We start from the raw sequence: 25,663 nt of genomic DNA on the forward strand, positions 1-25,663 counted from the left end.
TCAGTCCTGCTTGTCCTTGATCGCCTTGAGTAAAGCATCGATTTCGCCGCGGCGGCCCTGGTCGGCCAGCTCGCGCCCCGGCCGCGGCGGGGCCTGCAGGGCCTTCTGCAGGGCGCTGCGGGCCTCTTCGTAGCGGCCCTCGCGGTACAGATGGTCGCCCCAGAAGTACAGGCTGTCGATGCCCGTGGGGTTGATCTGCAGCGCCTTGCGCAGCATGGCCTCGGCCTTGTCGGCGTCGCCGAAGCCGATCGGCCAGCCCGGCACTCGGTCGTAGAGGGCGCCCAGGCTGGTATAGGCCGAGCCTTGCAGCGCGCCGGGGTCGAGCTGCAGGGCCTTCTCCAGGCTGGCGCGGGCGCTCTTCACCTTGCCCAGGGCGCCGAGGCCGCCGACCGCGCCGGCCCAGCTGCTGGTGATGATGCCGTTCCAGATCCAGGCTTCGGCGGCGCCGGGCTGCTCGCGGGTGAAGGCTTCGCTGTCGCCGGCGAGCTTCTCGAAGGCCGCGGCGCGCTGGGCCTCCGGCAACTGGTACTGGATTTGCGCCCAGCGTTGCTGGAGGGCGGCCAGGCGCTGCGTGCCGGCGGGGTCGAGGGCCCAGGCGAAGGGAGCGATGGCCAGCAGGAAGATGAGGATCAGGCGCTTCATTCCAGGGGCTCCCGGGTGTTGGCGTCGCTGTAGCGACGGATCAGTGGCAGTTGCTTGCGCAGGGCGCGGTCGACCAGGCCGGGGAGCATGCCGTTGAGGCGCACGAAAAGCTTCTCCGGCCAGCCCAGGTACAGCTCGCTGCGGTTCTTCTGCACGGCGTCGAGCACCGCCCGGGCGACGTCGCGCGGGTCGTCCATGCCCACCTTCAGGGCCAGGTTCAGCGCCGTGGCGGCGGCCGAGTTCATGTTGGTGCGGGTTGCCCGCGGAGCGACGTAGAGCACGTCCACCGGGGTGTCGGCCAGTTCCCGGCGCAGGGCTTCGGAGAAGCCGCGCAGGGCGAACTTGCTGGCGCAGTAGGCGGCATAGCCGGGGTAGCCGATGGAGCCGTAGGTGGAGCCGACGTTCACCACCAGGGCGTGGGGCTGCTCGCGCAGCAGCGGCAGCATCACCCGCGTCAGCTGCAGGGTGGCGGTGATGTTCAGCGCCAACAGGTCGTCCAGGGCCTGCTCGTCCAGTTGGTCGAGCAGGGCGAAGCGGTTCACCCCGGCGGCGTTGATCAGCAGGTTGGCGCCGCCCATCTGCCACGCCGCCTCGACCACCGCCTGGCGGCCGCCGGCCGTGCGCAGGTCGGCGCACGCCCAGAGCAGCTGCTGCGGGTAGCGCCGCCGCAGCTCGGCCAACGGGCCCGGATGACGGCTGACCGCCAGCACCCGGGCCCCGGCGACGCACAGCTGTTCGGCCAGTTGCAGGCCGATGCCGCCGCTGGCGCCGGTGAGCACCGCGCGGCAGTCAGGCAGGCGCATGCTGCACCTCGCCCAGGCCGGCCCGGGCCCGCGGCAGGCCGCGGAACATGTCGGCGTACAGCTGGTACACCACCCTGGCGGCGTGGACCACCGCCTGCTGGTCGGCGGCATCGTCCAGGCGGTTCATCAGCGTGCGGTAGGTGGCCATGTGGTCCTGGTCCAGGGCGCCGTGGGAGCTCAGGTAGCCGAAGGCGCCCGGCGGCAGGCCGAGGCCCTGCTGGATGCTGCCGGCGGCCTGGGTGGCCAGGGCGATGCTGGTGCCCTCCAGCACGTTGACCATGCCGAACAGGCCCACCGGGTTGTCGCGGGCGATCAGGTCGTAGAGGAAGGCCACCATCAGCTCGATGGGCAGCGCCGGGCGGCTGTTGCGCACCTGCTCGGGATCGCCGCCGCAGGCGGCGATGTCGTCGAGGATCCACTGCTCGTGGCCGTACTCTTCCTCGATGTAGTCGCACACCGCCTTGCGCAGCCACTCCAGGCGCGGGGGCAGGCGGGCGCCGCAGGCCATCATCAGCGGCACGGTATGGCGCACGTGGTGGTAGGCCTGGGTGAGGAAGGCGACGTAGCCCTCCAGGCTGACGACGCCGTCCAGGGCGTCGCGGATCACCGGTACGCCGAACAGCGCCTGGCGCTCCTGGGCGGTGGCCGATTGCAGGGTGTCGAAGAATGCCATGGTGTTGAACCTCATTCGGTCACGAGGGAAAAGAGTTCGTTGCGGTAGCGTTCGAGGATGGCCGCGCGACGTGGCCGGCCGTTGGCGGTGAGGGTGCCCTCGGCGGCGCTGAAGGGCCGCGGCAGGCGGCGCCAGGCGTGCACCCGGGCGTAGTCGGGGAGGGCGGCGTTGCAGCGCTGCACCGCCTGCTCCAGGTCGCCGTCGCTGGCCTGCGGGTCCAGCGGCCAGAGCAGCGCCAGGTTCTGGTGCAGACCCTCGCCATGGACGAAGGCCTGGAGGATGGCGCCGCCCTGGCTCAGCTCGGCCTCGATCCATTCCGGGTTGACGTTGCGCCCGAAGCTGGTGATGAACTGGTTCTTCTTGCGCCCGGCCAGGTACAGGTAGCCCTCGGCGTCGAAACGGCCGAGATCGCCGGTGGGCCACCACTGCCCGGTGCAGGGCGGCTCGCCCAGGTAGCCGAGCAGGGTGGCGCCGCGCACCAGCACCTCGCCGTCCTCGGCCAGGCGTATCTCGACGTGCGGCAGCGGCCGGCCGACGCTGCCCGGGCGCTGCTCGCCGGGGCGGTTGAGGCAGACCACCGAGGCGCATTCGGACAGCCCATAGCCCTCATACACCGGCAGGCCGACGGCGGCGGCGCGCTGCAGCAGGCTGGCCGATACCGGCGCGCCGCCCACCGCGACGAAGCGCAGCGGGCCGACGCGCATCAGCCCGCGCTCGATGGCGCTGACCAGGCCGAGCAGCAGTTGCGGCACCAGGATCAGGCTCTGCGCGCCGCTGAGCGCCACGCAGCCGAGCAGGCGTTGCCAGTCGACCCCGCTGGCGCCGCTGATGCCCAGCTGCACCTGCGGCAGCAGGGTGATGCTGGCGCCGGCCAGCAGCGCGGCATACAGGCCGAGGTTCTCCAGCAACACTGCCAGCGGCAGTACCGCCAGGTAGCTGGCGGGCTCGGCCGGGCGGCTGGCCCGCTCCAGCTCGTTGGCCACCTGCAGCAGCGCCGCGGCGGACAGGCACACGCCCTTGGGCGCGCCGGTGCTGCCGGAGGTATAGGTGAGCTTGGCGGTACCCGGCGGCATGCCGGCATCCACCACCGACGGGCGCCACCAGAACGGCTCGCCGGGGCTGAAGCCCAGTTCGCGCAATTCGTCGTGCAGCTCGGCCGGGGCCAGCACCAGCGTGGCCTGGCTCTGCATCAGGCAATGGGCGCGCTGGGCCGGGCTGAAGAACGGCGGCAGGAGTACGCAGGGGCGCTCGCCGAACAGCGCCGCCAGGTCCCAGAACAGCGCTTCGGGGCCGTTGTCCAGGGCGAAGGCGACGACGCCCGGCGGCTGTTGGCGCAGCAGTTCCTCGCGGGCCTGCACCTGCTCCAGCAGTTGGGCATGGCTATAGCGTTCGTTGGCGCCGCGCAGGGCGATGGGCTCGCCCGGAAGCCGCGCGTGTTCCTCCAGGCGCTGGCGGAAGGCTTGCAGTTCAGGCTGCATGGCCGGCCTCCGTCAGCAGCAGGGGAAAGCCCAGGCGCTCGAACACCCGGTTGCGCTCCAGCTGCGCATGGCCGTAGCGGATGTCGCCGGCGAACACCTGCGGATGCTGCTCGTAGTAGCTGCCCCAACTGGCGCCTTCGCCGTTCAGCCGGGCGGGGTCGGCGCGGCCCAGCACGCTCGGTTCCAGCCCCAGGCGGTGGAAGCTGTTGACCAGGCTGGCGGCGCCGGTGAAGGCCACCCAGTTCAGCTCGCGGGCGGCCAGCAGCCAGGTCACCGCCACGATGATCAGCCGCGCGCTGCCGGCGCTGAGCGCGGACAGGTTGCCCACCTCCACCAGCTCGTCGCGCCCGACGATGCGCCCGGCCAGGCGCGACACCGGCGCTTCCAGCGGTTCGTCCAGGTAGCCTTCGAGAAACAGCGGCCCGCCGGCCGCCAGGCGGATGCCCACCGCGGCGCTGAGCCGGCCCTGGCTGTCGTACAGGCCGAGCAGGTCGGGCAGGAAGTGCTGCACGTCGGCATGGTGCATGCGCTCGAAGCGCTGGTGGATGAACGCCTCCAGCGCCTCACGGCCGGGTTCGCCCGCGCGGCGCAGGACCAGGCTGGCCATGCGCTCGGCATGGGTGCCGAAGCGCAATGGAAAAAGGGCGTTCCATTGTGTCTGTGTCATGTCGTTCCCCCCAAGCGGGACTGGCGGCTGGAGGGGAGTATCGGCAGCGAATCTGAATGCAGTCTGAAGCGGGGGGTGTTCAGGCGTGGAGCGGGTTCTGGAGGGGGACTTGCCGTGGTAGGTGCAACGGTCCTGCCGGCTGCGTCGAGGGGCTTTTCGTAGGATGGGTTGAGTTTGCGAAACCCATGTGGCCTTGGCGATGGGTATCGCTTCGCTCAACCCATCCTACGTCGGCTTTGCTGTTGTAGGAGCGAGCTTGCTCGCGAACGGGTGTTTACCGGAGGCTTCGGTGTGTTGGGTGAATGCCGCGAACGGATTTGGTGTCAGCCGGCCACGCGGTGCAGGCCAGCTAACGCGGAAACATCAGCGCACGCCGGACAGTCCCCTCTCCCTTCAGGGCGGGGCGCGCAGCCGAGGGTTAGGGAGAGGGGACGGGACCAAGCCCAAACACCGTCATTCCCGGCCGGCACCAAAAACTCACTCCCCCTCAAACGTCCCCCACAGACAAGCCCTGCCACCAAGCACCACCTGCCGCCCCCGCGCAAAGGCCTGCACCAACTCCAACCGCTCATCCAGCAACAGAACGTCCGCCTCCAACCCCACAGCCAGGCGCCCCTTGCGCCCCTGGAGGCGCAGCAGGTCGGCCACGTTGCTGGTGAACGGCCGCAGCGCCTGCTCCAGCGGCAGCCGCTCGCGCAGGACCAGATCACGCAACTCATTCATCAGGCTCTTGCACCCCGCCAGGGCCAGCCCCGTCAGCCGGCCGTCGCTATCGAACACCGGCTGGCTGCCGTTGGCGTCCGAGCTGATGGTCAGCCGCTGCAGCGCGACGCCCGCGCTCAGCGCCTGGATCACCGCGCGGCTGGACTTCAGCGCCTGCTTGGCGCCCAGTTCGGGGTTGATGCCGCTGGTGAGGTCGATGTTGCCGCCGTCCAGGGCGAAGCGGATCGCCGCCTCGTAGAGCGCGGCCGTGCGGTTGACGTGGGTCGGCAGCAGTTGGCCGATGGGGACGTCGCTGTGTTCGAGGATGCCGTACAACGGCTCCAGCGCCCGGCGCCCGTTGCCCAGGTGGAACACGCTGATGCCCGCCTTGCCGCCCAGCAGGCCGCCGAGCCGGGCTTCGGCGGCGATGCGCGCCAGTTCGCCGATGCTTGGTGCGGACGAGCGATGGTCGGAGATGGCCGTCTTCACCCCGATGATGGGATCGATGAAAGCGATGTCGCGCTGGATGCTGCCGGTGATGGTGGGCGTCGGGACGGCGTAGGCGCCCGTCAGCATGAAGGCTGTGATGCCCTCGGTGTTCAGGGCGCGGGCCTTGGCCAGCAGCGATTCGGGGTGGCGGGTGATGGCGTCGGTGCCGAGCAGGCCGACCACGGTGGTGATGCCGCCTTCCAGCAGGCTGGACAGGCGCACCTCCGGCGTGCGGCTGTGGGGCCCGGCTTCGCCGCCGCCGCCGATCAGGTGCAGGTGCTGGTCGATGAGGCCGGGGCAGAGCGTCAGGCCCCGCGCATCGATTTCCTGGCAACCCGGCAGGTTGGGCGCCTGCAGATGCTCGGCGATCGCCAGGATGCGTTCGCCGCCGATCAGTACGTCGCGTTGGCCGAGCTTCTCGGGGGCGTAGAGTTCGCCGCCGCGCAGCAACAGGAACGCCGGCGGCGCGGGAGCCGCGTTGGTCATCGTCATTCGGCCCAGCCGCCTTGCAGTTGTTCGCGGGTTTCCTCGACGCCGACCTGCCAGAGTTCCTGCATCAGCGCGTCGTCCTTGTGGTAGGCGCCGCCGTAGTTGCCGTCGCCGATGTAGGCGCGCACGGCCTGGGCGCCCAGTTGGCGCAGGCGGGCCAGGTCGACCATGGGCTTGCGTTCCTCGGGCGGGGTCTGGCCGGGGATGCGCGTCCAGGGGAAGTTCTCCATCCACGAGGCATGGGAGGCCAGCGCGTCGATCTCGCGAACCTTCGCCAGGGTGCGCGGCGTGCTCCACCAGTTGTGCAGCTTGACCCGCGCCTGCGGGTGCCGGCACAGCCACTGCTGGATTTCCGCCTGCACCGGGCAGTTGCCGCCATGGCCGTTGACCAGCAGGATGCGGCGGAAACCCTGCTGGTGCAGGCTGTCCAGCACGTCGACCAGCAGCGCGAAGTAGGTCGCCGGGCGCAGCGAGACGGTGCCGGGGAAGTCGCCGAAGTAGGGCGTCATGCCGTAGGGCAGGGCCGGGAACACCGGCAGCCCCAGGGGCTCGGCGGCCTCGATGGCCACCCGCTGGGCGAGGATCACGTCGGTCATCAGGCTGAGGTAGGCGTGCTGCTCGGTGCTGCCCAGGGGCAGCAGGACGCGGTCGTCCAACTGCACCTGGCGCTCCACCTGCATCCAGTTCATGTCGCCGATGAACATGGCTTGCTCCTGTCGTTGCGGGCGGTTGTGAAGTGCCGTTCCAGCACCTCGCGTTCGACGGCCGGGGTGGCCAGGCTGACGACCACGGCGACGGCCATGCCGAGCAACCAGGCCGGCAGCAGTGGGTCGGTCCGCAAGCTCAGCCAGCCGTCCAGCCAGCCGGCCTTCAGCACGACGAAGCACAGCTCGCCGAGCAGCACGCCGGCCAGCGCGCCGGCGGCGGTGGCGCGCTTCCAGTACATGCCGAGGATCACGGCGATGACCCAGATGCCCAGGCCGCCGAAGGCGAAGCGCACGATCTCGAAGATGCTGGCGGGCTTGAGCACGCCGATGGCGATGCCGGCCAGGCCGATCAGCAGGGTGACCCAGTGCGACAGCCGGAGCACCCTGGCGTCGCTGGCCGCGGGGTTGATCAGCTTCTGGTAGAGGTCGCGGCTGATGCCGCCGGTGGCCACCACCATCAGCGCCGACACCGTCGACATGCCCGCCGAGACGATGCCGGCGATCATGACCGAGGCCAGGATCGGGTCCAGCGAGCGCTGCAGCAGCATCGGCACCACGAAGTCGGCGTCGCGGCCGACGAGGCCCGGCAGCGAGATGAAGGCGTTGACCCCGGCCCACTCGATCAGGGTGGCCGAGACCAGCATGCCCAGGGTGCCCAGCAGCACGCTCTTGAACAGCACGGCGTGGCTCTTCATGGCGTAGAACTTGGTGAACAGCGTCGGCTGGCCGATGGTGAAGAAGCTCCACATCAGGATCATGGTGACGTAGACGCTCCAGCCGTATTCGCCCTTGCTGCCGGGGTGGGCGAGGTGGCCGGGGCTGTCCGTCGCCAGCTGCGCGGTGATGGCCTCCAGGCCGCCGCCGGCGCGGACGGAGATGACGAAGGTGACCACCGCGGTGAGCACCATCAGGCTGCCCTGCAGCACGTCGGTTAGCATGGCGCCGCGCATGCCGCCGTACATGCAGTAGAGGATCACGATGCCACCGGTCACCACCACGCCGACCCACTCCGGGTAGCCGGTGAAGGTCTTGACGATGATGCCGGCGCCCACCAGTTGCGCGCCGGTCATGGCGACCAGGAACACCACCATGGCGATGGCGTGGATGGCGCGCATCGGCGAGGACTGGTAGCGGTCGGCCAGGTAGTCGCTCATGGTCAGGTAGTGGTTGCGCCGGCCCAGTTCCATCAGCCGGCGGCCGACCAGCAGCGCGGGAATCAGCATGGAGAAGGCCACCCCGGGGATGGTGATGCTCATCCCGGCGAAGCCGTTGCCGTAGGCGATGGCCGGCACGCCCATGAAGGTGCTCATGCTGTACTGGGTGGCGAAATAGGCGATGCCCGAGACGATGGCGCCGGCCTTGCCGCCCATCACCAGGAACTCCTTCATGTCGCGCGTCTGGCGCGCGGCGACGTAGCCGATGGCGGCGATGACCAGGAAGTAGACGCCCATGGTCAGCAGGAAGGGGCCGGGCGTGGGCGTCAGCAGATGATCGATGTCAGACATGCGTGTCGGCTCCTTCCGGTTCCGCCTGGAAGCCGCGGTATTCCGGGCGCTTCAGGCATTGCACGGCGAACAGCGCGGTGAGTGCGATGACCACGCCGCCGTGGACGATCCAGCCGAAGAGAAACAGCGGCACGCCCCAGGGGCCGGCCACGTAGGTTTCGCTGTAGTACCAGGGCAGCGGCAGCATGATCAGCCCGTACATGAACATGAAGACGAGGAACCAGCCCCGCTCGAATCGGTTTTCCCAGACGCCCATCGTTACTGCTCCTGAATGCGAAGTGTGGTGAGGGGCCCCGGCGAACGCGGGGCCCGCATGTGCGTGTTAGGGCGGGCTACGGAGGCTCGTCCAGGTAGAGGTAGGGCAGCAGCCGTTCGGTCTGGGCGCTGATGGCTTCGAGCGAATCGCCAGTGTGCTGGGCCAGCGCCGCGCCGAGGGCCTCGATGAGCGCGACCATGCCGGCGTTGGAGGCGTACAGCAGCGGGTGCTCCGCAACCGCGTAGAGCGCGGTGTCGGCCAGCGTGGCGATGGGCGAGGCGGGGCCGTCGGTGAGGGCCAGCACCTTGCAGCCGCGCTGGCGGGCGAGGCCGAGCAGCTCGACGATGCCGCGGGAATAGCGGGGCAGGGCGATGCCGATCACCAGGTCGCCTTCGCGCAGCACGTTGATCCGCCGCAGGGCCGACTCGACGCCGCCCATGGCGGCGAGGTCCTTGACCCCGGCGCGGAACGGCTCCAGGCAGTTGGCGGCGAAGGCCGCGTGGATGGCGCTGACGCCGAGGCCGGCGACGTACACCTGGCTGGCGTTGGCGAGCAGCTCGACGGCGCGGCGCACCTGCTCGTCCTGCAGCAGCTCGTGGCTGCGGCGGATGTTGCCGGCGGCGCTGTCGAGGGATTCGCGCACGATGCCGGCGGCGCCGATGTCCCGCGCAAGGCCCAGGCGCAGCTTCTCCACCGGGGAGTAGGCGCTTTCGTAGAGCTTGCGCAGCGTGGCGCGGAAGGGCGGGTAGCCGTCGCAGCCGCAACGGTGGGCGAAGCGGTTGATGGTGGCGACCGAGACGCCGGCGGCCCTGGCCAGCTCGTCGATGTTCATGGTGGAGACCGCCAGCGCGTTGTTCAGCACGAAGTCGGCCAGCTTGCGGAAGGCCGGGGAATAACCCGGGCGGGCGCGGGCGATGGCGCCGAGCAGCAAATGGGAAGGTTCATCGGACATGGCGGCGGGCCCCGCTGCGCTTGTGCCTGGAAAGCGCTGCTGTCTGGAAATCGATTTTTACTTTTCGTGTTGCCTGAAAATTAATTTACAGGCAGGCACTTATCGGCCTCGCTGAATAGTTGGGAGGGAATATTCCGAAGAACTTGTGCGACTGGATCAGGCCCGCGCCCGGAGCCTGATCGCGGCGGTCATTCGATCTCGAACAGGCCGTTGCGGATCGGCCCCACGCTCAGGCGCTCGCGCACGTCGTCGTCGATGCGCGGGTCGTCCGGGCGGTACAGCTTCACCTGGCGGTAGGCGTTGATCCGGTTGATCTCCGCGCCCAGGTATTCCCAGACCACCCGGGTGCACGCCGGGGTGCGCCGGTCGCCGCTGGAGACGCCGGTCTTCAGGCCGTTGAGGCGGGTGATGCGGCTCTTGAAGCTGGGGATGAGGATGGTCTGGCTCATCTCGTTGACGGTGAGCGACTCGTAGTCGATCAGGAACAGCCGGTCCTGCAGCTGGAAGGCCGCGCCCAGGTAGCGACAGCGCACCCAGTCCTCGGCCTGCACGTCGGTGCTGCTGGAGCGTTCCTGGCGCTCCTGGCGCTCGAACAGGAAGTTGCCGTCCTCCTCCCACAGGTGCACCAGCGACAGCAGGATGCTGCCGGGCACCGACATGCAGTTGGAGTATTCGAAATAGTAGCCGCAGTAGCGCGACAGGTTGCCGCCCTGCTCGCGCAGTGGTTCCAGCAGGCGCAGCAGCGGGTCGTTCGCCTGCACGCCGGCCTGGCTTGCGCGGGCGCCGATCAGGCGGGCGAACTGTTCCGGCGGCAGGCCCAGCTCGTAGTCCTCGACGCCGAAGAAGTCGCCGATGCGCTTGAGGTTGAACGGGGTGGGGCGGCTCTGCCCGCTGAGGTACTTGTTGAACTGCGCGCGGTTGATCTGCAATTGGCGGCAGACCTCGGAGATAGAGCGGTAGTGGCTGCAGGCGAGCTTGAGGTTTTCGCCCAGGTGATCGGACATCGACGGTATTCCGGTGTGATGCGAGTGACGCAAGCCTAGCATCAACTCGCGCCAGAACGTAACAAGATGCGAAATTGTCACGTCCCCTCGTCTTGGCCAACCTTGCCCGCCAGCGCCAGGCCCAACCCGCGCGCCTGGCGCCTCTCTTCCAACCGAAGAACAAGAATCGAGGTCACACCCCATGCTCGAAGCGCTCAACGACTTCCTTTCCGGGAAGGTTCTCATCGTGCTCATCGTCGGACTCGGCAGCTACTTCACCCTGCGCTCCCGGTTCGTCCAGTTCCGCCATTTCGGCCACATGTTCGGCGTGTTCAAGGAATCCATCCGCGGCCAGGCCGGCCAGCTGAGCTCGTTCCAGGCGCTGATGCTGAGCCTCGCCGGGCGCGTGGGCGCGGGCAACATCGCCGGCGTCGGCATCGCCGTGACCCTCGGCGGCCCGGGCGCGGTGTTCTGGATGTGGGTGACCGCGCTGGTGGGCATGTCCAGCAGCTTCTTCGAGTGCACCCTGGCCCAGGTCTACAAGCGCGCCGACGGCGACGGCCTGTACCGCGGCGGCCCGGCGTACTACATCCAGCACGGCCTGAAGCTCAAGGGCATGGCCGTGGTGTTCTCGGTGCTGCTGCTGGTGACCTACGGCTTCGCCTTCAACGGCCTGCAGTCCTACACCGTGACCCATTCGCTGCAGAACGCCTTCGGCTTCGCCCCGCAGCACACCGGCATCGCCCTGGCCGTGCTGCTGGCCATCGTCTTCATCGGCGGCATCAAGCGCATCGCCGCGGTCTCCGACCTGCTGGTGCCGGTCAAGACCCTGGCCTACATCGGCGTCACCCTGTACGTGATCGGCAGCCAGATCGAGCACGTCCCGGCCATGCTGGAAACCATCTTCAAGAGCGCCTTCGGCCTCGATCCCGCGTTCGGCGGCCTGCTCGGCAGCGCCATCGTCATGGGCGTGAAGCGTGGCGTGTTCGCCAACGAAGCGGGCCTGGGCAGCGCGCCCAACGTCGCCGCCGTGGCCGCCGTGCGCCACCCGGCGTCCCAGGGCGTGGTGCAGGCCTTCAGCGTGTTCCTCGACACCTTCGTCATCTGCACCTGCACCGCGCTGCTGATCCTGCTCTCGGGCTTCTACACCCCGGGCTTCGAAGGCGACGGCATCGTCCTCACGCAGAACTCCCTGGCCGCGGTGGTCGGTGACTGGGGCCGGCTGTTCGTCAGCGTCGCGCTGTCGCTGTTCGTCTTCACCTGCATCCTCTACAACTACTACCTGGGCGAGAACAGCCTGCAGTTCCTCAGCCGCAACCGCCTGGTGCTGATCGGCTACCGCGCCCTGGTGCTGGCGCTGATCGTCTGGGGCTCGGTGCAGAACCTGTCCACTGTGTTCGCCTTCGCCGACATCACCATGACCTGCCTGGCCTTCGTCAACCTGCTGGCCCTGGCCCTGCTGTTCAAGGTTGGCCTGCGGGTGATGGGCGATTACGATGCACAGCGTCGCGCCGGCGTTCAGCAGCCGGTGTTCGACTCCGCCCAGTTCGCCGACCTCGACCTGGACCGCGAAGCCTGGCCGGCCAGCCAGCGCGCCGAGGCCGCCCGCGAAATCCCCGCCGGCCTGCCGCAGGCGCAGGGCTGACGGCCGCGCAGGCCGTCCCGGCGGTCGGCCCGCGCCACTACAAGAACGCAGGATCAGCCCATGCGCGCAGTCAAGAACCTCTTCGTCCTCTACACCGGCGGCACCATCGGCATGCTGCAGACCCCCGAGGGCCTGGCCCCGGCCAGCGGCTTCGAGGCGCGCATGCGCGAGTGGCTGGCCGGCAGTGGCCGGCAGCCGACCTTCGCCTGGGCCTTCCGGGAAATGCAGCCGCTGCTGGACAGCGCCAACATGCAGCAGGCGAACTGGCTGGCCATGCGCGACGCCATAGTCGACGCGGTGGAGCAGGGCGGCCATGACGGCGTGCTGGTGCTGCATGGCACTGACACGCTGGCCTACACCGCGGCGGCGCTGTCGTTTGTGCTGCTGGGGCTGGATGTGCCGGTGTTGCTGACCGGCTCCATGTTGCCCGCCGGTGCGCCCGGCAGTGATGCCTGGGCCAACCTTGGCGGCGCCCTGGACGTGCTGGAAGGTGGCCAGGCCAGTGGTGTGCAACTCTACTTCGGCGGCGCGCTGCTGCACGGCGCGCGTGCCACCAAGCTGCATAGCGAAGCCTTCGACGCCTTTACCACGCTGCCGCGTCATCGCGATGGCCAGCGTGCAGGGCAGGTGCCGCCAGTCCTGGATTATCGCCAGCCGCGTCAGCCGGTGAGGCTGGCTGTGCAGCCGTTGTTCCCCGGTCTGCAGGCCGAACAGTTGGAGGCTGTGCTGAATAGCGGCGTGCAGGGGCTGCTGCTGGAGTGCTATGGCAGTGGTACCGGTCCTTCTGACAATGAAGCTTTGCTTGCTGCGCTGGGCGCGGCCCGTAAGCGTGGTGTGTTGCTGGCTGCTATCAGCCAGTGTCCGGCGGGTAGTGTGGTGTTCGATACCTACGCCGCAGGCAGTCGTCTGCGCGACACTGGCTTGGTGTCTGGTGGTGGCATGACCCGTGAGGCGGCTTTGGGTAAGTTGTTCGCCCTGTTGGGTGCGGGGCTGGGCGTGGAAGAGGCTGAGCGTTGGTTTGGCCTGGATCTGTGTGGGGAGCTGGCCGAATAGGTGCTTCCTGGGCCTGATGCCGTTTCTCTCCATGGGAGGAACGGCATTTTCGTATGGGATGTATGGTTTCGCTTGCGAATCCTGATCCCTCGCTCCGATCCTCACCCCCGTCATTCCCGCGAACGCGGGAACCCAGAGACTTTTGGGTTGGGCTCGGTGTAGCGCGCCGCACCGAGTGTTCGGATGTTTCTTGTTTCGCCCCCTCGGGCGAGTCCCTTTTGTCAAACGGTGGAAGGCCACCCCCGCAAAAAGGAACCAAAAAGGCTTGCCCCAACATACGGGCCCGACGGAGTCGGGCTACCCTCACGAACTCCCCCGCCACGGAGGCCCGCCCCGAGGGTACGTCCCTGTAGCCCGCGGGGCTCTCGCGACATCCATGTCGCATGACCTCCTGAGCAGGGGTTTCGCTCGGCCTTCTGAAGGGGCGTTCCGGTGCGCTCGGACGTTTCTCTGGAAATCCAAGAGCAAACGCGCTTTTGCTTTTGCTTTCCGTAGGAGCGAGCTTGCTCGCGAACCCCGCAGTCACTGGATTCCCGCGTTCGCGGGAATGACGGTGATAGATAGGCGTTTCAGGATGACTCAGGATTCTCCCCCCACTCCGAACAGCCCCCTCTCCCTTCAGGGCGGGGCGCGCAGCCGAGGACTGGGGAGAGGGCGCTCTCGGTCTTGGCACCGAAGCTCCCTGACTCCACCCCCTTCCAGCCAAACCCATCGCGGACGGAGTCCGCTCCTACCCCCGCCGGCAAACCACCCCGTAGGATGGTGTTGAGCGAAGCGATACCCATCACCGCGGCCGCATGGGTTTCGCAAGCTCAACCCATCCGTTGAGGCGCATCTCGGCACAGTCGGCAAGACAGTTGCTCCTACGGTTCCAGAATCGTCAGGCATCGGTGTTTAGGCCAGCGGTGCATAACCGCAAACGGTTATGCGCCCTACGAACTCGCCGGCTGACGTTGCATTATCCGCCCACGCCGAACGGCTCCCTCTCCCTCCGGGAGAGGGCTGGGGTGAGGGGGCGGACCCAGAATCAAGCACCTCCCTTAAACCAAAAAAAACGCCTTCATGGTCACCCGCAAGCAACCTGACCGAAGGCCTCGCGCAGACGTGCAATCACGCCATCGATACCAGGCCCATGGATAACCGGCGCCTGCTCCGCCTCACCAAACTCCCGCCAGATGAACAACGTCAGCTCGGCGCCATCGGTACCGCCAAGGCTGGAGTCGCCGAAGCGCTGCAGCACGCGATAGCGCTCGTCTGCCCAGAAGGCGTCCTCGACCCAGGAGTAGACCGGAATGAAGTGGAAATGGATGGGGAAACCCGGTGAGTGGCCGAAACGACCGATGTACAGCCACTTCGGCTGCAGCTGTTCTTCCAGGATGCGTTGGGTGAGGCCCTGCAGCTCCCCGAGTTCAGCCAGCGCGGCCGCGGGCAGGTCGGCCAGGGAGCCGGCCGGGGCCCGGGAGCCCAGCATCAGGTAGCCGGGCAGGGCCGAGGTCAGGTGGTGGTTGAGTATCCAGTGCTGCGTCTGGTGGACGATGAGGTGGGCTGGAATGTCCATCGAATTCGACTGGCTGTTCGGGCTGGGCAGGGTAACAAGCCCCGGCCCCGCCATTCCAGACGCGAGTTGGCCGTGAAGCACGGCATTTCCCCGTAGGAGCGGATTCATCCGCGATTCCGCCGACAGGGCCGGCGCGCATGACATCGCGGACAGAGTCCGCTCCTACAGGTTGACGCCGAATCTCCCGTCTGTGCCGAACGGCCCCCTCTCCCTTCAGGACGGGGCGCGCAGCCGAGGGCTGGGGAGAGGGCGCTCTCAACCCCAACACTCAAAGCCACCGGGAAACCCCGTTCGCGAGCAAGAACTAGGCGTCCCCCTCGCTCCTACGAAAAGCACCTTACTCCGGCATTCGCCCCAGCCGCTGCTGCAGACGCGTCAGGAAGCCGATCTCGAAGGCCATCCGCCGCCAGTTGTCCATGTGCTCTATGCGCCCATGGACGAGGCGCGTCCACAGGTAGCCGTCGGCTTCGCCGGCCAGCCAGCTTTCGGCCAGGAGAATGCCTTGGTCGGCGGCTGGCTGCGTGGGAATCGGCCAGGTCAGCGTCAGGCCGGGCTGGCCGTCGGCGGCGGGGATTTCAACGGGATGGGTGTTGCTGGGGAGGACGATCAGGTTGTTGGAATTGGTCATCTAGAGCTGCTCCGTTTCGTTGGATTCAGGAGCTGCCGCCAAAGCTGTCAACCAATGGAGGCAGACCGCGCGGGGTTGACAGACCGGGAAACGGAGCCGGCAGACCCGAAGGTCTCCCCGCGCGATCTGCCATGACACTTGCGGTACGAACCGCGGACACGAGAGGGCCTGCAAAAAGCGTTCGCCGCTTTCGCATGCACCTCGGAGGGCAATCGCGCCGTTTCTTCAGGCTGTCAAACCCGGTCGCGGATGAGCCGCGACCGGCGCAGCTTAGGAACCGGCCGGTAGCGCAACAAGGGCAGAAACACGCTGCAGGAGAGTATCGGATATTTCCCGCAACGGGCACCGATGCGGAAGAAGGGAAGCAGTGTAGGAAGAAAGAACTACAGCGCCGGGCCCGCAACGACCTTGCGCATGAACACCCGCGCAAACCCGTTCTCCGTGGCCCGGTGCGTTTCGCGGTAGCCCAACTTCGTGTAGAGGGCGATGTTCTCGATCATCAGCTGGTTGGTGTACAGCTCGATGGCCTGGAAGCCCTGGGCCCGCGCACGTTCCTCGCAGAACGCCAGCAACGCCTTGCCGATGCCCTGGCCCTTGAACGCCGGCGCCACCGCGATGTTCTCCAGCAGCAATGCCGGCCCCTGGGGGCGCAGCACCAGCACGCCGGCGACTTCGCCATTGCGGGTGCACACGAACGCATCGGCTTCGGCGAGCACCTGCCGGTAGTCGTCGAGCATGGGCGCGGGCTTGCGGCCGATGCGCGGGATATAGGGGCTGTAGGCCTCGTCCACCAGCCGGGCGATGGCGGGTGCGTCGTCGGGAGCGGCCTGGCGGATTTCTGCTGCGTCCATTGTCTGTGCCTGGTCATGGCTGGCGGATAGGGCACTCTAGCGGATTCGCCGTTCCCCGGCTTCCCGCCGGCCATGGGCCGGCGGGGCGCAGCGGTCGCTCAGCCAAGCCGCAGGCTCAGCTCGACGTCTTCGGCGAAGGGCACCGACAGGTAGCCGTTGCCGATATCGCGTACCCGCGCCAGGTATTCCGGGCTGTGGTCGGCGTTGTCGGCGACGATCAGCGCGCCGGGCCGCAGGCGGCTTTCCACCAGGGCGAGGACTTCCGGGTAGAGCGCCTTGGCGCCGTCGAGCAGCAGCAGGTCGATGCGCTGCGGCAGGTCGCGCGCCAGTGTCTGCAGGGCATCGCCCTCGCGGATCTCCACCAGGTCGGCCAGGCCGGCGGCGTTCAGGTTGGCCTGGGCGCGCAACACCTTGGAGGCCTCGAACTCGCTGCCGATCACGCGGCCGCCGCCGTTGTCGCGCAGGGCCGCGGCGAGGTGCAGGGTGGAAATGCCGAAGGAGGTGCCGAACTCGACGATGCTGCGTGCCTGGCAGCTGCGCGCCAGTATGTAGAGCAGCACGCCGGTGGCGCGCGAGACGGGGAGCGGCAGGTCCTTCAGGCGGCCGTAGAGGTCGCGGTACTCGGTCTTGCTGGCCATCAGGCGCGCCAGTTCCTCGCCGGACAGGCCGGTGACGGCGGGGCTTCTGCCCGGCTCGCTGGCATCGGCCTCGGCGAACAGGCGTTCCAGCAGTGGGGCGACGGGGGCGGTGGTGAGGGTGCTCATGCGGGGACTCCGAAGGTTGGTTGAGCGCTCCAGGGCGCCCGACTAGAATGCGACGAATTCGTCAGGTTTCACTATTCGCATTCCCGGAGCACCCCATGAGCGAACGCCGCAGCCCGCGGATTGCCTCGCGCAAGCAGCCGCGCCAGGCCCGCTCGACCGAGCTGGTCGCCGCCATTCTCGACGCCGCTGTTCAGGTTCTGGCGAAGGAGGGCGCGCAGCGCTTCACCACCGCGCGGGTGGCCGAGCGGGCCGGCGTCAGCGTTGGTTCGCTGTACCAGTACTTCCCGAACAAGGCGGCGATCCTGTTCCGCCTGCAGAGCGACGAGTGGCGCCAGACCGGCGAGATGCTGCGCGGCATCCTCGAAGACTCCCGGCAACCGCCCCTGGCGCGCCTGCGCACGCTGGTGCACGCGTTCGTCCGCTCGGAATGCGAGGAAGCGGCAGTCCGCACCGCGCTCAGCGACGCCGCGCCGCTGTACCGCGACGCCCCCGAGGCGCGGGAGGCCAAGGCGGCCGGCGAGCGCATCTTCCAGGTCTTCATGGTGGAGGTGCTGCCCGATGCGACGAACGAGGCGCGGGCGTTGGCGGTGGACCTGGTCACCACCACGCTCAGCGCGGTGGGCAAGCAGTTCTCCGAAGCGCCGCGCACGGAGGAGGAAATCGAGCGTTATGCCGGGGCGATGGCGGACATGTTCTGTGCCTATCTGAAGGCTATTGGCTGAGGGTGCTCAGACCCGCTGGTCGTTGTGCTTGGCCCGCAGCAGGAGCGGGAGCAGCCCGACTAGCTGGACATCGAACCGGCAGGCGCCTAGGACGTGGATTCATGCCTGTTCTGACAGATAACAGCTCAAAAAACATGTATAGGGTGTCGGTAGTTTCCGAAGCAGTTCCTGCCCTCTAAAACGGCGCTCTCGCCGCTCTCATACTCCGGCCGCACTGATGCTTCCGGTCTGGAGAGCCCATGCGCCTCATCCCCAATACCGCCCCCGACGCGCAGTGTGCGGAGGACCCGTATTTTGCCCAGGGGTTGGTCAGCAATGCGTTGACCCAGGGGCGGCATATGTTGAAGGGGCTGGAAGCGCTCCAACGTATGTCCCATATCGTGCGCGACGCCGACATCGTCGAAGCGGTACGCCGTGGCGAATGGCTGCTGGTGGCGGATGAGGTGGCTTCGGCCAGCGCCAGCGGCCTGTTGCCGGGGAGTGAGTCCTCGCCGCCGCGAGCCTATATCTTCGAAGACCGCTGGCCGCTACCCAAGGTGCGCGAGGACCTGGTATTCGCCAAGTCCTGCCGCCCGGACAATTGGGGCCGGACCCGGCCCGGCGTCGAAGTGGAACCCGCTTCGCGCTTCGGCAACGTCATGCTTTCCGGGGCGATGGCGTTGCCGGTTTCAGCGACCACTGCGCTCAATGCTGGCGCGGAGGCGGCTTTGGTACGCATCGCTGGCGGCGGCATCATGCAGCACGGCTTCACCTGGGCGCTACGTGGGCCGGGTGTGGCCAGCAATCCGGCCAGCCTGTTCCTCCTTGGCCTGCTGCCTACGCGCCTGGGTGACGGCGCCCTGTACACCGACAGCCGGTTGCGTGACCTGGAGCAGGTGCCGACCCGTGTACGTTTCCAGATTCGCCGCGATGCCCATGGTGGCTTGCAGGTCTATGGTATCCATGCCCATCCCGATGGCGATGACGCTGTACGCACGGTCAAGGCTATCTGGCGTGACGACCGTCGTACGATGGAGGCGCACGTCAACGGCCTGACCATTCTCTGGATTCCCAACAAGGGCTCACAGCCCATTCCACCTCTGATTCATCCGGAACATACGGGCGAGCGGATCGACAATATCCTGGTGCACCCGATTGCGACCGATACCGACTCGCAGATCGAGATATACCCGGGCAGCGAGGACATCACTACCGACGATTTCATTCTGACGTTTCCTGCCGACAGCGGGATGAAGTCGCTGTATATCGCCTACGCCATACCGCATTCGCACTACCAGCCGCCACCAGACCACCTGCTGGCCTTTCCAGCGGCGAAGGAGGCCAAGCGGAAAACGCCTATTTCAGGTGGCGGCGGCAAGAGAAAGCGCTGGAAGGATGACGAGGGCTATATCTATGAGTGGGATTCTGCTCATGGCGCGGTTGAAAAATATGACAGGAGGGGAAGGCATCTGGGAGAGTTCAACCCTGTTACCGGCGAAAAGAACAAAGATGCTGATCCAGTGCGGAGAGTAGAGCCATGAGGTACTTCCTGGAGGCTTTCGATAATGAAACCGAGTTTCTGCTGTTCAAGATTGAAGTCTCGGAGTCTTATGCAGGCGACCTGGCGAAGATAATGGGTTGGACAGAGGTTCAACACGGAATCGAAGGGTACGATCTCACTGAGCAGCAGTTGCTCGCCATTGAAGGGATTGTAGGAAGAACCCTGCGCGATCCTGGGTATACCTTTCAGTTGACTTGCAATGGGTGAGGCTGCTCGGAGTTCATGAGGACGCGGTGTATCGGCGTATAACCGCGAACGGTTATACGCCCTACGCGCCGCGGGCAAAAAAATCCCCCGACCACTCGCGCGGCCGGGGGATGAAAACGCCGGCGCAGGGGGTAACGCGCCGGACGCGGTAGGACCTTTTGCCTTACAGCTTGATCAGCACCGATTTCACCTCGGTGTAGTGCTCGATGGCGGCGGCGCCCATTTCGCGGCCCAGGCCGGACATCTTGTAGCCGCCGAAGGGCAGGGCCGGGTCAAGGGCGCTGTGGCAGTTGACCCAGACCGAGCCGGATTTGATTTTCGGGATCATCCGGTGCACCGCGCCCAGGTCGTTGGACCAGATGCTGGCGCCCAGGCCGTAGGGGCTGTCGTTGGCCAGGCGGATGGCTTCGTCGAGGTCGTCGAAGGGCATGGCCACCAGCACCGGGCCGAAGATTTCTTCCTGCACCAGCGGGTTCTTCTGGTCCACGTCGACGATCACTGTCGGTTTCACGAAGTAGCCGGGGCCGAACTGTTCGCCGCCGCAGGCGATGGTGGCGCCTTTCTCGCGGCCCAGTTCGATGTAGTTGTGCACGCGCTGCTGTTGGCGGGCGGAGATCAGCGGGCCCATGTCCACGCTCGGGTCCAGGCCGTTGCCCAGCTTCATGCCGTTGGCGATGCCGGCGATGTCGGCCACCACGTTGTCGAAGTGCTTGCGTTGCACGTACAGCCGCGAGCCGGCGCAGCACACCTGGCCCTGGTTGAAGAAGATGGCCTGGGCGGCGCCGGCGGCGGCGCTGTTCAGGTCGGCGTCGGCGAGGACGATGGTCGGCGACTTGCCGCCCAGTTCCAGGGTCACGCGGGTCATGTTGTCCATGGCCGCCTTGCCGATTTCCTTGCCCACGGCGGTGGAGCCGGTGAAAGTCAGCTTGTCCACCAGCGGGTGGTGGGTGAGGGCGGCGCCGGCGTTGACGCCGGTGCCGGTGACCACGTTGAACACGCCCGCCGGGTAGCCGGCCTCCAGGGCCAGCTCGGCCAGCTTCAGGGCGCTGAGCGGGGTTTCGTCTGCGGGCTTGAGCACCACGCTGCAGCCGGTGGCCAGCGCCGGGCCGAGTTTCCAGCAGGCCAGCAGCAGGGGGAAGTTCCAGGCGACGATGGCGCCGACCACGCCGACGGCCTCGCGGCGGATGAAGCCGTGGAAGTCGTCGTTGGGCATCAGCGGCATGGACACCTCGACGCTGGAGCCTTCGATCTTGGTGGCCCAGCCGGCCATGTAGCGCAGGAAGTCGATGCCCAGCTGCACGTCCATCACGCGCGCCACGGCGGCGCTCTTGCCGTTGTTCAGGCATTCCAGCTCGGCCAGCAGGTCGGCGTCGCGTTCCATCAGGTCGGCGAGCTTCCACAGCAGGTTCTGCCGCTCGCGCGGACGCATGCGGCTCCAGGGCGAATCGTCGAAGGCCTGGCGGGCGGCGCGCACGGCGCGGTCGACGTCGGCGGCGCTGGCGGAGGGCACCTGGCAGAGCACTTCGCCGGTTGCCGGATTGCGCAGGTCCATGAGGGCGCCATCGGCGGCACCGGTCCAATCGGCACCGATGAGCATCTTCGGCGCGCGCTGCAGGAAGGCGCGGGATTCGGGCTTGATGGGCAGGGAAGCGAGCATTGCGGTTGCCTCTTGTTGAGTTGTCCAGGCGGCTATCGCAACCGCTATGCCAAGCCGGTCAATGTCATTCAACTTATTGAATCAAAACGATTTAATCGAAAGAGGGACGAGCAATTCCGCGCCCCGCTGTCGCAGCTTGCGACAGCCCTGAGACAACCACCAACGAAACAGCCCGCGCAGGGCGGGCTGTTTCGCGAGGCGGGCGCGGCTCAGGCGTGGTGGATTTCGCGGTCCTTGGTTTCCGGGAGGAAGAAGGTGCCGAGGATGGCCGTCATCACCGCGATGACGATGGGGTACCAGAGGCCGTAGTAGATGTCGCCGGTGGCCGCCACCATGGCGAAGGCCACGGTGGGCAGGAAGCCGCCGAACCAGCCGTTGCCGATGTGGTAGGGCAGCGACATGGAGGTGTAGCGGATGCGCGCCGGGAACAGCTCCACCAGCCAGGCGGCGATGGGGCCGTAGACCATGGTCACGTAGATCACCAGCACGGTCAGCAGCAACAGCACCGCCAGGTGGTTGGTCTTGGCCGGGTCGGCCTTCTCGGGGTAGCCGGCGTCCTTGAGCGCGGCGCTCATCTGCGCGGTGAAGGCTTCGGACTGCGCCTTGAAGTCCGCCGCGGGCAGGCTGCCGCCCTCGAAGCTGGCGATGACCTTGTCGCCGATGTGCACCTGGGCCACGGCGCCGGTTTCGGCCTTGACGTTCTCGTAGGGGATGGCCTTCTTCGCCAGCAGGCTCTTGGCCTGGTCGCAGGAGCTGGTGAATCTGGCCTTGCCCACCGGGTCGAACTGGAAGGCGCAGGCGGACGGGTCGGCGACCACGGTGACCGGGTTCTTCTCCTGGGCGGCGAACACCTCGGGGTTACCGAACTCGGTCAGGCCCTTGAAGATCGGGAAGTAGGTCAGGGCCGCGAGGATGCAGCCGGCCATGACGATCTTCTTGCGCCCGATGCGGTCGGACAGGCTGCCGAAGAACACGAAGAAGGGCGTGCCCAGCAACAGGGAACCGGCGATCAGCAGGTTGGCGGTCTGCGCGTCTATCTTCAGCGTCTGCAGCAGGAAGAACAGCGCGTAGAACTGCCCGGTGTACCAGACCACGGCCTGGCCGGCGGTGCCGCCGAGCAGCGCCATGATCACCACCTTGAGGTTGTCCCAGCGGGCGAAGGATTCGGTCAGCGGCGCCTTGGAAGCCTTGCCTTCTTCCTTCATGCGCTTGAACACCGGCGACTCGGAGAGTTGCAGGCGGATGTACACCGAGATGGCCAGCAGCAGGATGGAGAGCAGGAAGGGGATCCGCCAGCCCCAGTCCTCGAAGGCCTCGTTACCCAGGCCGGTGCGGCAGGCCATGATCACCAGCAGCGAGAGGAACAGGCCGAGGGTGGCGGTGGTCTGGATCCACGAGGTGAAGAAGCCGCGCTTGCCCTTGGGCGCGTGCTCGGCCACGTAGGTCGCCGCGCCGCCGTACTCGCCGCCCAGCGCCAGGCCCTGCAGCAGGCGCAGGCTGATGAGGATGATCGGCGCCGCCACGCCTATGCTGGCGTAGCTGGGCAACATGCCCACCACGGCGGTGGAGATGCCCATGATGACGATGGTGATGAGGAAGGTGTACTTGCGCCCGACCAAATCGCCCAGGCGGCCGAACACGATGGCGCCGAAGGGGCGCACCGCGAAGCCGGCGGCGAAGGCGAGCAGGGCGAAGATGAAGGCGGTGGTCTCGTTGACCCCGGCGAAGAAGTGCTTGGCGATGATCGCCGCGAGCGAGCCGTAGAGGTAGAAGTCGTACCACTCGAAGACGGTGCCGAGGGAGGAGGCGAAGATGACCTTGCGCTCCTCCCGGGTGATGCCGTTGTGGGGTGTGTTGCCCGCGGTCGGGCTGTAGGTCTGCGCCATGTTCTTCTCCGTCTTGTTCTTGTGATGGGCCGGAGTCCTTAACCACCGTTGCCGCACTCGGGCCATGGGGTTGATGCAGCGGAACACGGATAGTCGAAGCGAGACTGCAGACAGGCTTCAGGCTGGCCCGGCAAGGCGTGCGGGCCATCTAGAAGCATAAACGCCATCTTCCAGATATCCAGCCGCGGCGGATCGGCTAGAACTAAGGGAGCTGTCTCAGGCTGCAATGGCTGTCGCGAATTGCAACGCCGCACCGCCTCTGGCTTTGCGCCAAGCAACTGTCGCGCAAGGTGTTTTCGGCGCTGGCACACAATATGTAGAGGCCCGGATGCGCAATCCCGCGGACACAAGCGGGAGACATTCCAAGGAGGCCCGATTTGAAGAGGACGTTCACTCCGTTGCCCGTGTTGCCCGTGTTGCCCGGGTTTGGCGCCTTTGTCGCCACCTGCCTGCTGCTCTGGTTCCTGCCGTTGCTGGGCAACGCCTGGCTGTGGATCGCCGCCGTGCTCATCGTCCTCGGCGCCGCGCGGCCCCGGTGGCGTTCCCTGGCCTGGCCGCTGGCCCTGGGGGCGCTGTGCGGCGCCTGCCTGGCGCTGGCCCTGCACCTGCTGGCCGACCATTTCCAACTGCGCTATGCCTGGCTCTACAGCAGCGCCGGGTTGCCCGGCTACCTGAAGATGGCCAACCTCTGGGGCGGCGACGAGGGCACCGTGCTGCTACTGGCGACCTTCTGCACGGGCATCACCGCCGGCCAGGCGCGCCAGGCCGGCTGGGCCGGGCGCGGGATGGCGCTGGTGGCCGCCTGGTACGTGGCCACCGCGGCCTGGCTCGGGCCCTTTTCCGCGACGCCGGCGGACTGGCTGGCGGCGCAACCCAGCCAGGGCATGAATGCCCACCTGCAGACCTTCTGGATGGCCTTCCACGCGCCCCTGGTGCTGGCCGCCTACGCCTGGGCCCTGGCGCCGGCCGGGGCGGCGCTGGATGCCCTGGGCGGTGGTGGCGAGGCCTACGCCGCCGTGGCCCTGCGCTACGGCCGGCGCGCCTGGCTGGTGCTCAGCGCCGGCATCGGCGCGGGCATGGCCTGGGCCATGGAGGACTTCACCTTTGGCCAGCTGTGGCACTGGGACCCGGTGCAGACCTCGGCCTTCGTGGTCTGGGCGCTGCTCGGCGCGGTGCTGCACGGCGCGCGGCGCTGGCGCCCGGACGGGGCCAACCGGCGCCTGCTGCCGCTGCTCAGCCTGCTGGCGGCGGCCATGGCTTGTGGCGCCCTGGCCGTTACCCGCAGCACGGTGCTGGCCAGCTCGCACCGCTACATAGGCACCACGTCCTGGCTGGCCCACCTGGGCCTGGCCGCGGCCCTGCTGGTGCTGGCCGGCTGGGCGACGCTACGGGCGCGGCGCACGGCGGGGCGCAAGACGCGTTCGGACTGGACCATGGACCTGGCCATCTACCTGTTCGCCGGCAGCGCGCTATTGGCCCTGGGCGCGCTGTTGCAGGCGCACCTCTACGAATGGCTGGGGCTGGAGCGGCCGAGCGATCTCAAGCCGTTCTTCGAGACGCTCACCGCCTGGGCCACCACCGACGAGATGAACGGCCTGCGCCGCGCCTTCGACCAGTGGGACGTGGACGGCTACGGCCTGGTGCGCTGGCTGCTGCCGCTGCTGGGCCTGCTCGGCCTGGTCGGCGGCTACAGCTTCCTGCGCCGCAGCGGCTGGCCGAAGCTGGCGCTGCTGGCGAGCCTGGCGATGGCCGTGGCCATGCTGCTGGTGGGTTGGCACGGCGGCTGGCTGAGCGCCAGCTACAGCGGCCAGGGCATGCTTTCGCAGAACGTCGTGGTGGTGCTGCCCTGGCTGGATGCGGCGCTGCTGGGCGGGGCCTTCCTGCTGGCCAGCTGCGCGTTCTGGTGCGTGCTCGCCCTGTGGCGCAGCCGGCGCCTGGGCAACCTGCGCTACAGCGGCGGGGTGGCGCTGATCCACGGCGGCGCGGTGGTCGCCCTGGTCGGCGGGCTGGCGGCCACGGCGCTGAACACCTACCTGCAGGTGACCATCCCGCCCGGCGCCTCTTTCGAGCAGTGGCAGGCGCTGGCCAACGGCATGCAACTGCGGGTGCTGCCCGACAGTACCCGGGCGGACCGCGCCGGCTACCACTCGGTGGCGCGGGTGGAGCTGCGCGAGGGCGGCCGCCAGCTGGAGGGCCACGCGCTGTTCCAGGACAGCCGCGGCAACCCGCCGGCCTACCAGGGCCCGGTGCGCCAGTTGTGCGAAATCCTCGACTACCACTACGCGCGCTTCGCCTCGGACCGCGGCTACGTGTTGCACCCGTTCATCATCCGCGGCTGGCTGGGCGACCTGCAGGTGTGGGTGCCGGCCTCGCCGCGGCTGATGGGGCAGGCGGGCGACGCCATCGAGAGCCTGGTGGTGATCCGCAGCTACCCGCTGCTGTCGTTCGTCTGGCTCGGGCTGGCCTGCATGCTGCTCGGCGCCCTGCTGCTGCCCGGCGCGGGCGTATCGCGCAAGCGCGTCCATACTGCATCCCAGGCACGTCTTGAGGGCTTGTCTCAGAGTTAGACAGCAATCGCGAAATTAGACGTGCCAACTTGTCGCAGGGTGGCCCGGAAACCCGTCGAAAGCCTGATTCGACGGGGCCTCCAAAGTAGTGGCACACAACCTGCTAAACAGCTGGAGAGCTAGACGGAACCAGCTGTTCGCCCAGCGGTGGGCACAGAACAATTTCAACAAGAAACACCGAGGAGGCCTGATCTTGAAGATGACACGACTTCGGCACTACCTGGGCGCCGGAACCCTGG

The 25,663-nt window shown here is 67.6% G+C and carries 23 protein-coding genes; 6 read left to right on the forward strand and 17 right to left on the reverse strand.

From position 1 onward, the window contains the following. The 11 genes from M8R19_RS31850 to M8R19_RS31900 form a co-directional block, all read right to left on the reverse strand. Positions 1 to 642 carry a tetratricopeptide repeat protein gene (locus tag M8R19_RS31850; protein WP_116424402.1) on the reverse strand — a complete coding sequence of 214 codons (642 nt, stop codon included), beginning with the start codon at positions 640 to 642 and terminating at the stop codon, positions 1 to 3. Then, on the reverse strand, positions 639 to 1,445 hold the full coding sequence (locus tag M8R19_RS31855; RefSeq protein WP_249919997.1) for an SDR family oxidoreductase: 807 nt from the start codon (positions 1,443 to 1,445) through the stop codon (positions 639 to 641). Before M8R19_RS31855 ends, M8R19_RS31850 begins: the two co-directional genes overlap by 4 nt. Next, positions 1,432 to 2,118, reverse strand: coding sequence for an iron-containing redox enzyme family protein (locus M8R19_RS31860; RefSeq protein ID WP_069866763.1), 687 nt, complete (start codon positions 2,116 to 2,118; stop codon positions 1,432 to 1,434). Before M8R19_RS31860 ends, M8R19_RS31855 begins: the two co-directional genes overlap by 14 nt. Positions 2,119 to 2,129: 11 nt before the next feature. Further along, positions 2,130 to 3,596: an AMP-binding protein gene (locus M8R19_RS31865; RefSeq protein ID WP_249919998.1), complete on the reverse strand. Its 1,467-nt coding sequence runs from the start codon at positions 3,594 to 3,596 to the stop codon at positions 2,130 to 2,132. Continuing rightward, the gene (locus M8R19_RS31870) at positions 3,586 to 4,263 is read right to left on the reverse strand and encodes a thermostable hemolysin (RefSeq protein WP_249919999.1); all 678 of its coding nucleotides are present in this window, start codon (positions 4,261 to 4,263) and stop codon (positions 3,586 to 3,588) included. Before M8R19_RS31870 ends, M8R19_RS31865 begins: the two co-directional genes overlap by 11 nt. 477 nt (positions 4,264 to 4,740) lie before the next feature. Beyond that, a complete protein-coding gene (iadA, locus tag M8R19_RS31875) occupies positions 4,741 to 5,946 on the reverse strand; it encodes a beta-aspartyl-peptidase (protein WP_116424406.1) in 1,206 nt (401 codons plus the stop codon). After that, complete coding sequence (locus M8R19_RS31880; RefSeq protein WP_249920000.1) at positions 5,943 to 6,647, reverse strand: creatininase family protein; 705 nt, start codon at positions 6,645 to 6,647, stop codon at positions 5,943 to 5,945. The genes iadA and M8R19_RS31880 overlap by 4 nt, the downstream gene beginning before the upstream one ends. After that, positions 6,629 to 8,155 carry a sodium:solute symporter family protein gene (locus M8R19_RS31885; protein ID WP_116424407.1) on the reverse strand — a complete coding sequence of 509 codons (1,527 nt, stop codon included), beginning with the start codon at positions 8,153 to 8,155 and terminating at the stop codon, positions 6,629 to 6,631. Before M8R19_RS31885 ends, M8R19_RS31880 begins: the two co-directional genes overlap by 19 nt. Beyond that, positions 8,148 to 8,411 (reverse strand): hypothetical protein, encoded by a 264-nt coding sequence (locus tag M8R19_RS31890; RefSeq protein ID WP_074982346.1) that lies wholly within the window; start codon positions 8,409 to 8,411, stop codon positions 8,148 to 8,150. Before M8R19_RS31890 ends, M8R19_RS31885 begins: the two co-directional genes overlap by 8 nt. Before the next feature lie 76 nt (positions 8,412 to 8,487). Further along, positions 8,488 to 9,363 (reverse strand): MurR/RpiR family transcriptional regulator, encoded by an 876-nt coding sequence (locus M8R19_RS31895; protein WP_249920001.1) that lies wholly within the window; start codon positions 9,361 to 9,363, stop codon positions 8,488 to 8,490. A gap of 188 nt (positions 9,364 to 9,551) precedes the next feature. Then, entirely contained in the window at positions 9,552 to 10,367 is an 816-nt protein-coding gene (locus tag M8R19_RS31900) for a helix-turn-helix domain-containing protein (RefSeq protein WP_069865235.1), read from the reverse strand. 181 nt (positions 10,368 to 10,548) lie between these two features. Between M8R19_RS31900 and M8R19_RS31905 the strand changes: the two genes are divergently transcribed. After that, positions 10,549 to 11,991, forward strand: coding sequence for an alanine/glycine:cation symporter family protein (locus tag M8R19_RS31905; RefSeq protein ID WP_009620340.1), 1,443 nt, complete (start codon positions 10,549 to 10,551; stop codon positions 11,989 to 11,991). Positions 11,992 to 12,051: 60 nt separating this feature from the next. After that, positions 12,052 to 13,044 carry an asparaginase gene (locus M8R19_RS31910; RefSeq protein ID WP_249920002.1) on the forward strand — a complete coding sequence of 331 codons (993 nt, stop codon included), beginning with the start codon at positions 12,052 to 12,054 and terminating at the stop codon, positions 13,042 to 13,044. A 1,066-nt stretch (positions 13,045 to 14,110) separates the two neighbouring features. Here M8R19_RS31910 and M8R19_RS31915 read toward each other — a convergent pair. From M8R19_RS31915 to M8R19_RS31930, 4 genes are all read right to left on the reverse strand, one after another. Next, complete coding sequence (locus tag M8R19_RS31915; RefSeq protein WP_074986414.1) at positions 14,111 to 14,602, reverse strand: HIT family protein; 492 nt, start codon at positions 14,600 to 14,602, stop codon at positions 14,111 to 14,113. A gap of 337 nt (positions 14,603 to 14,939) precedes the next feature. Beyond that, a complete protein-coding gene (locus tag M8R19_RS31920; protein ID WP_009620344.1) occupies positions 14,940 to 15,230 on the reverse strand; it encodes a LasR-specific antiactivator QslA in 291 nt (96 codons plus the stop codon). 383 nt (positions 15,231 to 15,613) lie between these two features. Further along, complete coding sequence (locus M8R19_RS31925) at positions 15,614 to 16,081, reverse strand: GNAT family N-acetyltransferase (protein WP_249920003.1); 468 nt, start codon at positions 16,079 to 16,081, stop codon at positions 15,614 to 15,616. A 98-nt stretch (positions 16,082 to 16,179) separates the two neighbouring features. Next, entirely contained in the window at positions 16,180 to 16,845 is a 666-nt protein-coding gene (locus tag M8R19_RS31930; protein ID WP_249920004.1) for an O-methyltransferase, read from the reverse strand. A gap of 95 nt (positions 16,846 to 16,940) precedes the next feature. On the opposite strand from M8R19_RS31930, the gene M8R19_RS31935 reads away from it, so the two are divergent. The 3 genes from M8R19_RS31935 (at position 16,941) to M8R19_RS31945 (ending at position 19,314) form a co-directional block, all read left to right on the forward strand. Next, positions 16,941 to 17,567: a TetR/AcrR family transcriptional regulator gene (locus tag M8R19_RS31935; protein WP_249920005.1), complete on the forward strand. Its 627-nt coding sequence runs from the start codon at positions 16,941 to 16,943 to the stop codon at positions 17,565 to 17,567. Between the two features lie 239 nt (positions 17,568 to 17,806). After that, complete coding sequence (locus M8R19_RS31940) at positions 17,807 to 19,087, forward strand: colicin E3/pyocin S6 family cytotoxin (RefSeq protein ID WP_249920006.1); 1,281 nt, start codon at positions 17,807 to 17,809, stop codon at positions 19,085 to 19,087. Further along, positions 19,084 to 19,314 (forward strand): DUF7683 domain-containing protein, encoded by a 231-nt coding sequence (locus M8R19_RS31945; protein ID WP_009620352.1) that lies wholly within the window; start codon positions 19,084 to 19,086, stop codon positions 19,312 to 19,314. Before M8R19_RS31940 ends, M8R19_RS31945 begins: the two co-directional genes overlap by 4 nt. A gap of 163 nt (positions 19,315 to 19,477) precedes the next feature. Here M8R19_RS31945 and M8R19_RS31950 read toward each other — a convergent pair whose 3' ends face one another. Both M8R19_RS31950 and M8R19_RS31955 read right to left on the reverse strand, forming a co-directional pair. Next, complete coding sequence (locus M8R19_RS31950) at positions 19,478 to 20,971, reverse strand: aldehyde dehydrogenase family protein (RefSeq protein ID WP_061561665.1); 1,494 nt, start codon at positions 20,969 to 20,971, stop codon at positions 19,478 to 19,480. A gap of 209 nt (positions 20,972 to 21,180) precedes the next feature. Further along, positions 21,181 to 22,857, reverse strand: a complete 1,677-nt coding sequence (locus M8R19_RS31955) for an MFS transporter (RefSeq protein ID WP_009620356.1) — start codon at positions 22,855 to 22,857, stop codon at positions 21,181 to 21,183. A 377-nt stretch (positions 22,858 to 23,234) separates the two neighbouring features. On the opposite strand from M8R19_RS31955, the gene ccsA reads away from it, so the two are divergent. After that, positions 23,235 to 25,424, forward strand: coding sequence for a cytochrome c biogenesis protein CcsA (gene ccsA / locus M8R19_RS31960; RefSeq protein WP_249920007.1), 2,190 nt, complete (start codon positions 23,235 to 23,237; stop codon positions 25,422 to 25,424). The last annotated feature ends 239 nt before the right edge of the window (positions 25,425 to 25,663 follow it).

This window comes from Pseudomonas sp. R3.Fl, assembly GCF_023516765.1.
GTDB lineage: Bacteria > Pseudomonadota > Gammaproteobacteria > Pseudomonadales > Pseudomonadaceae > Pseudomonas > Pseudomonas citronellolis.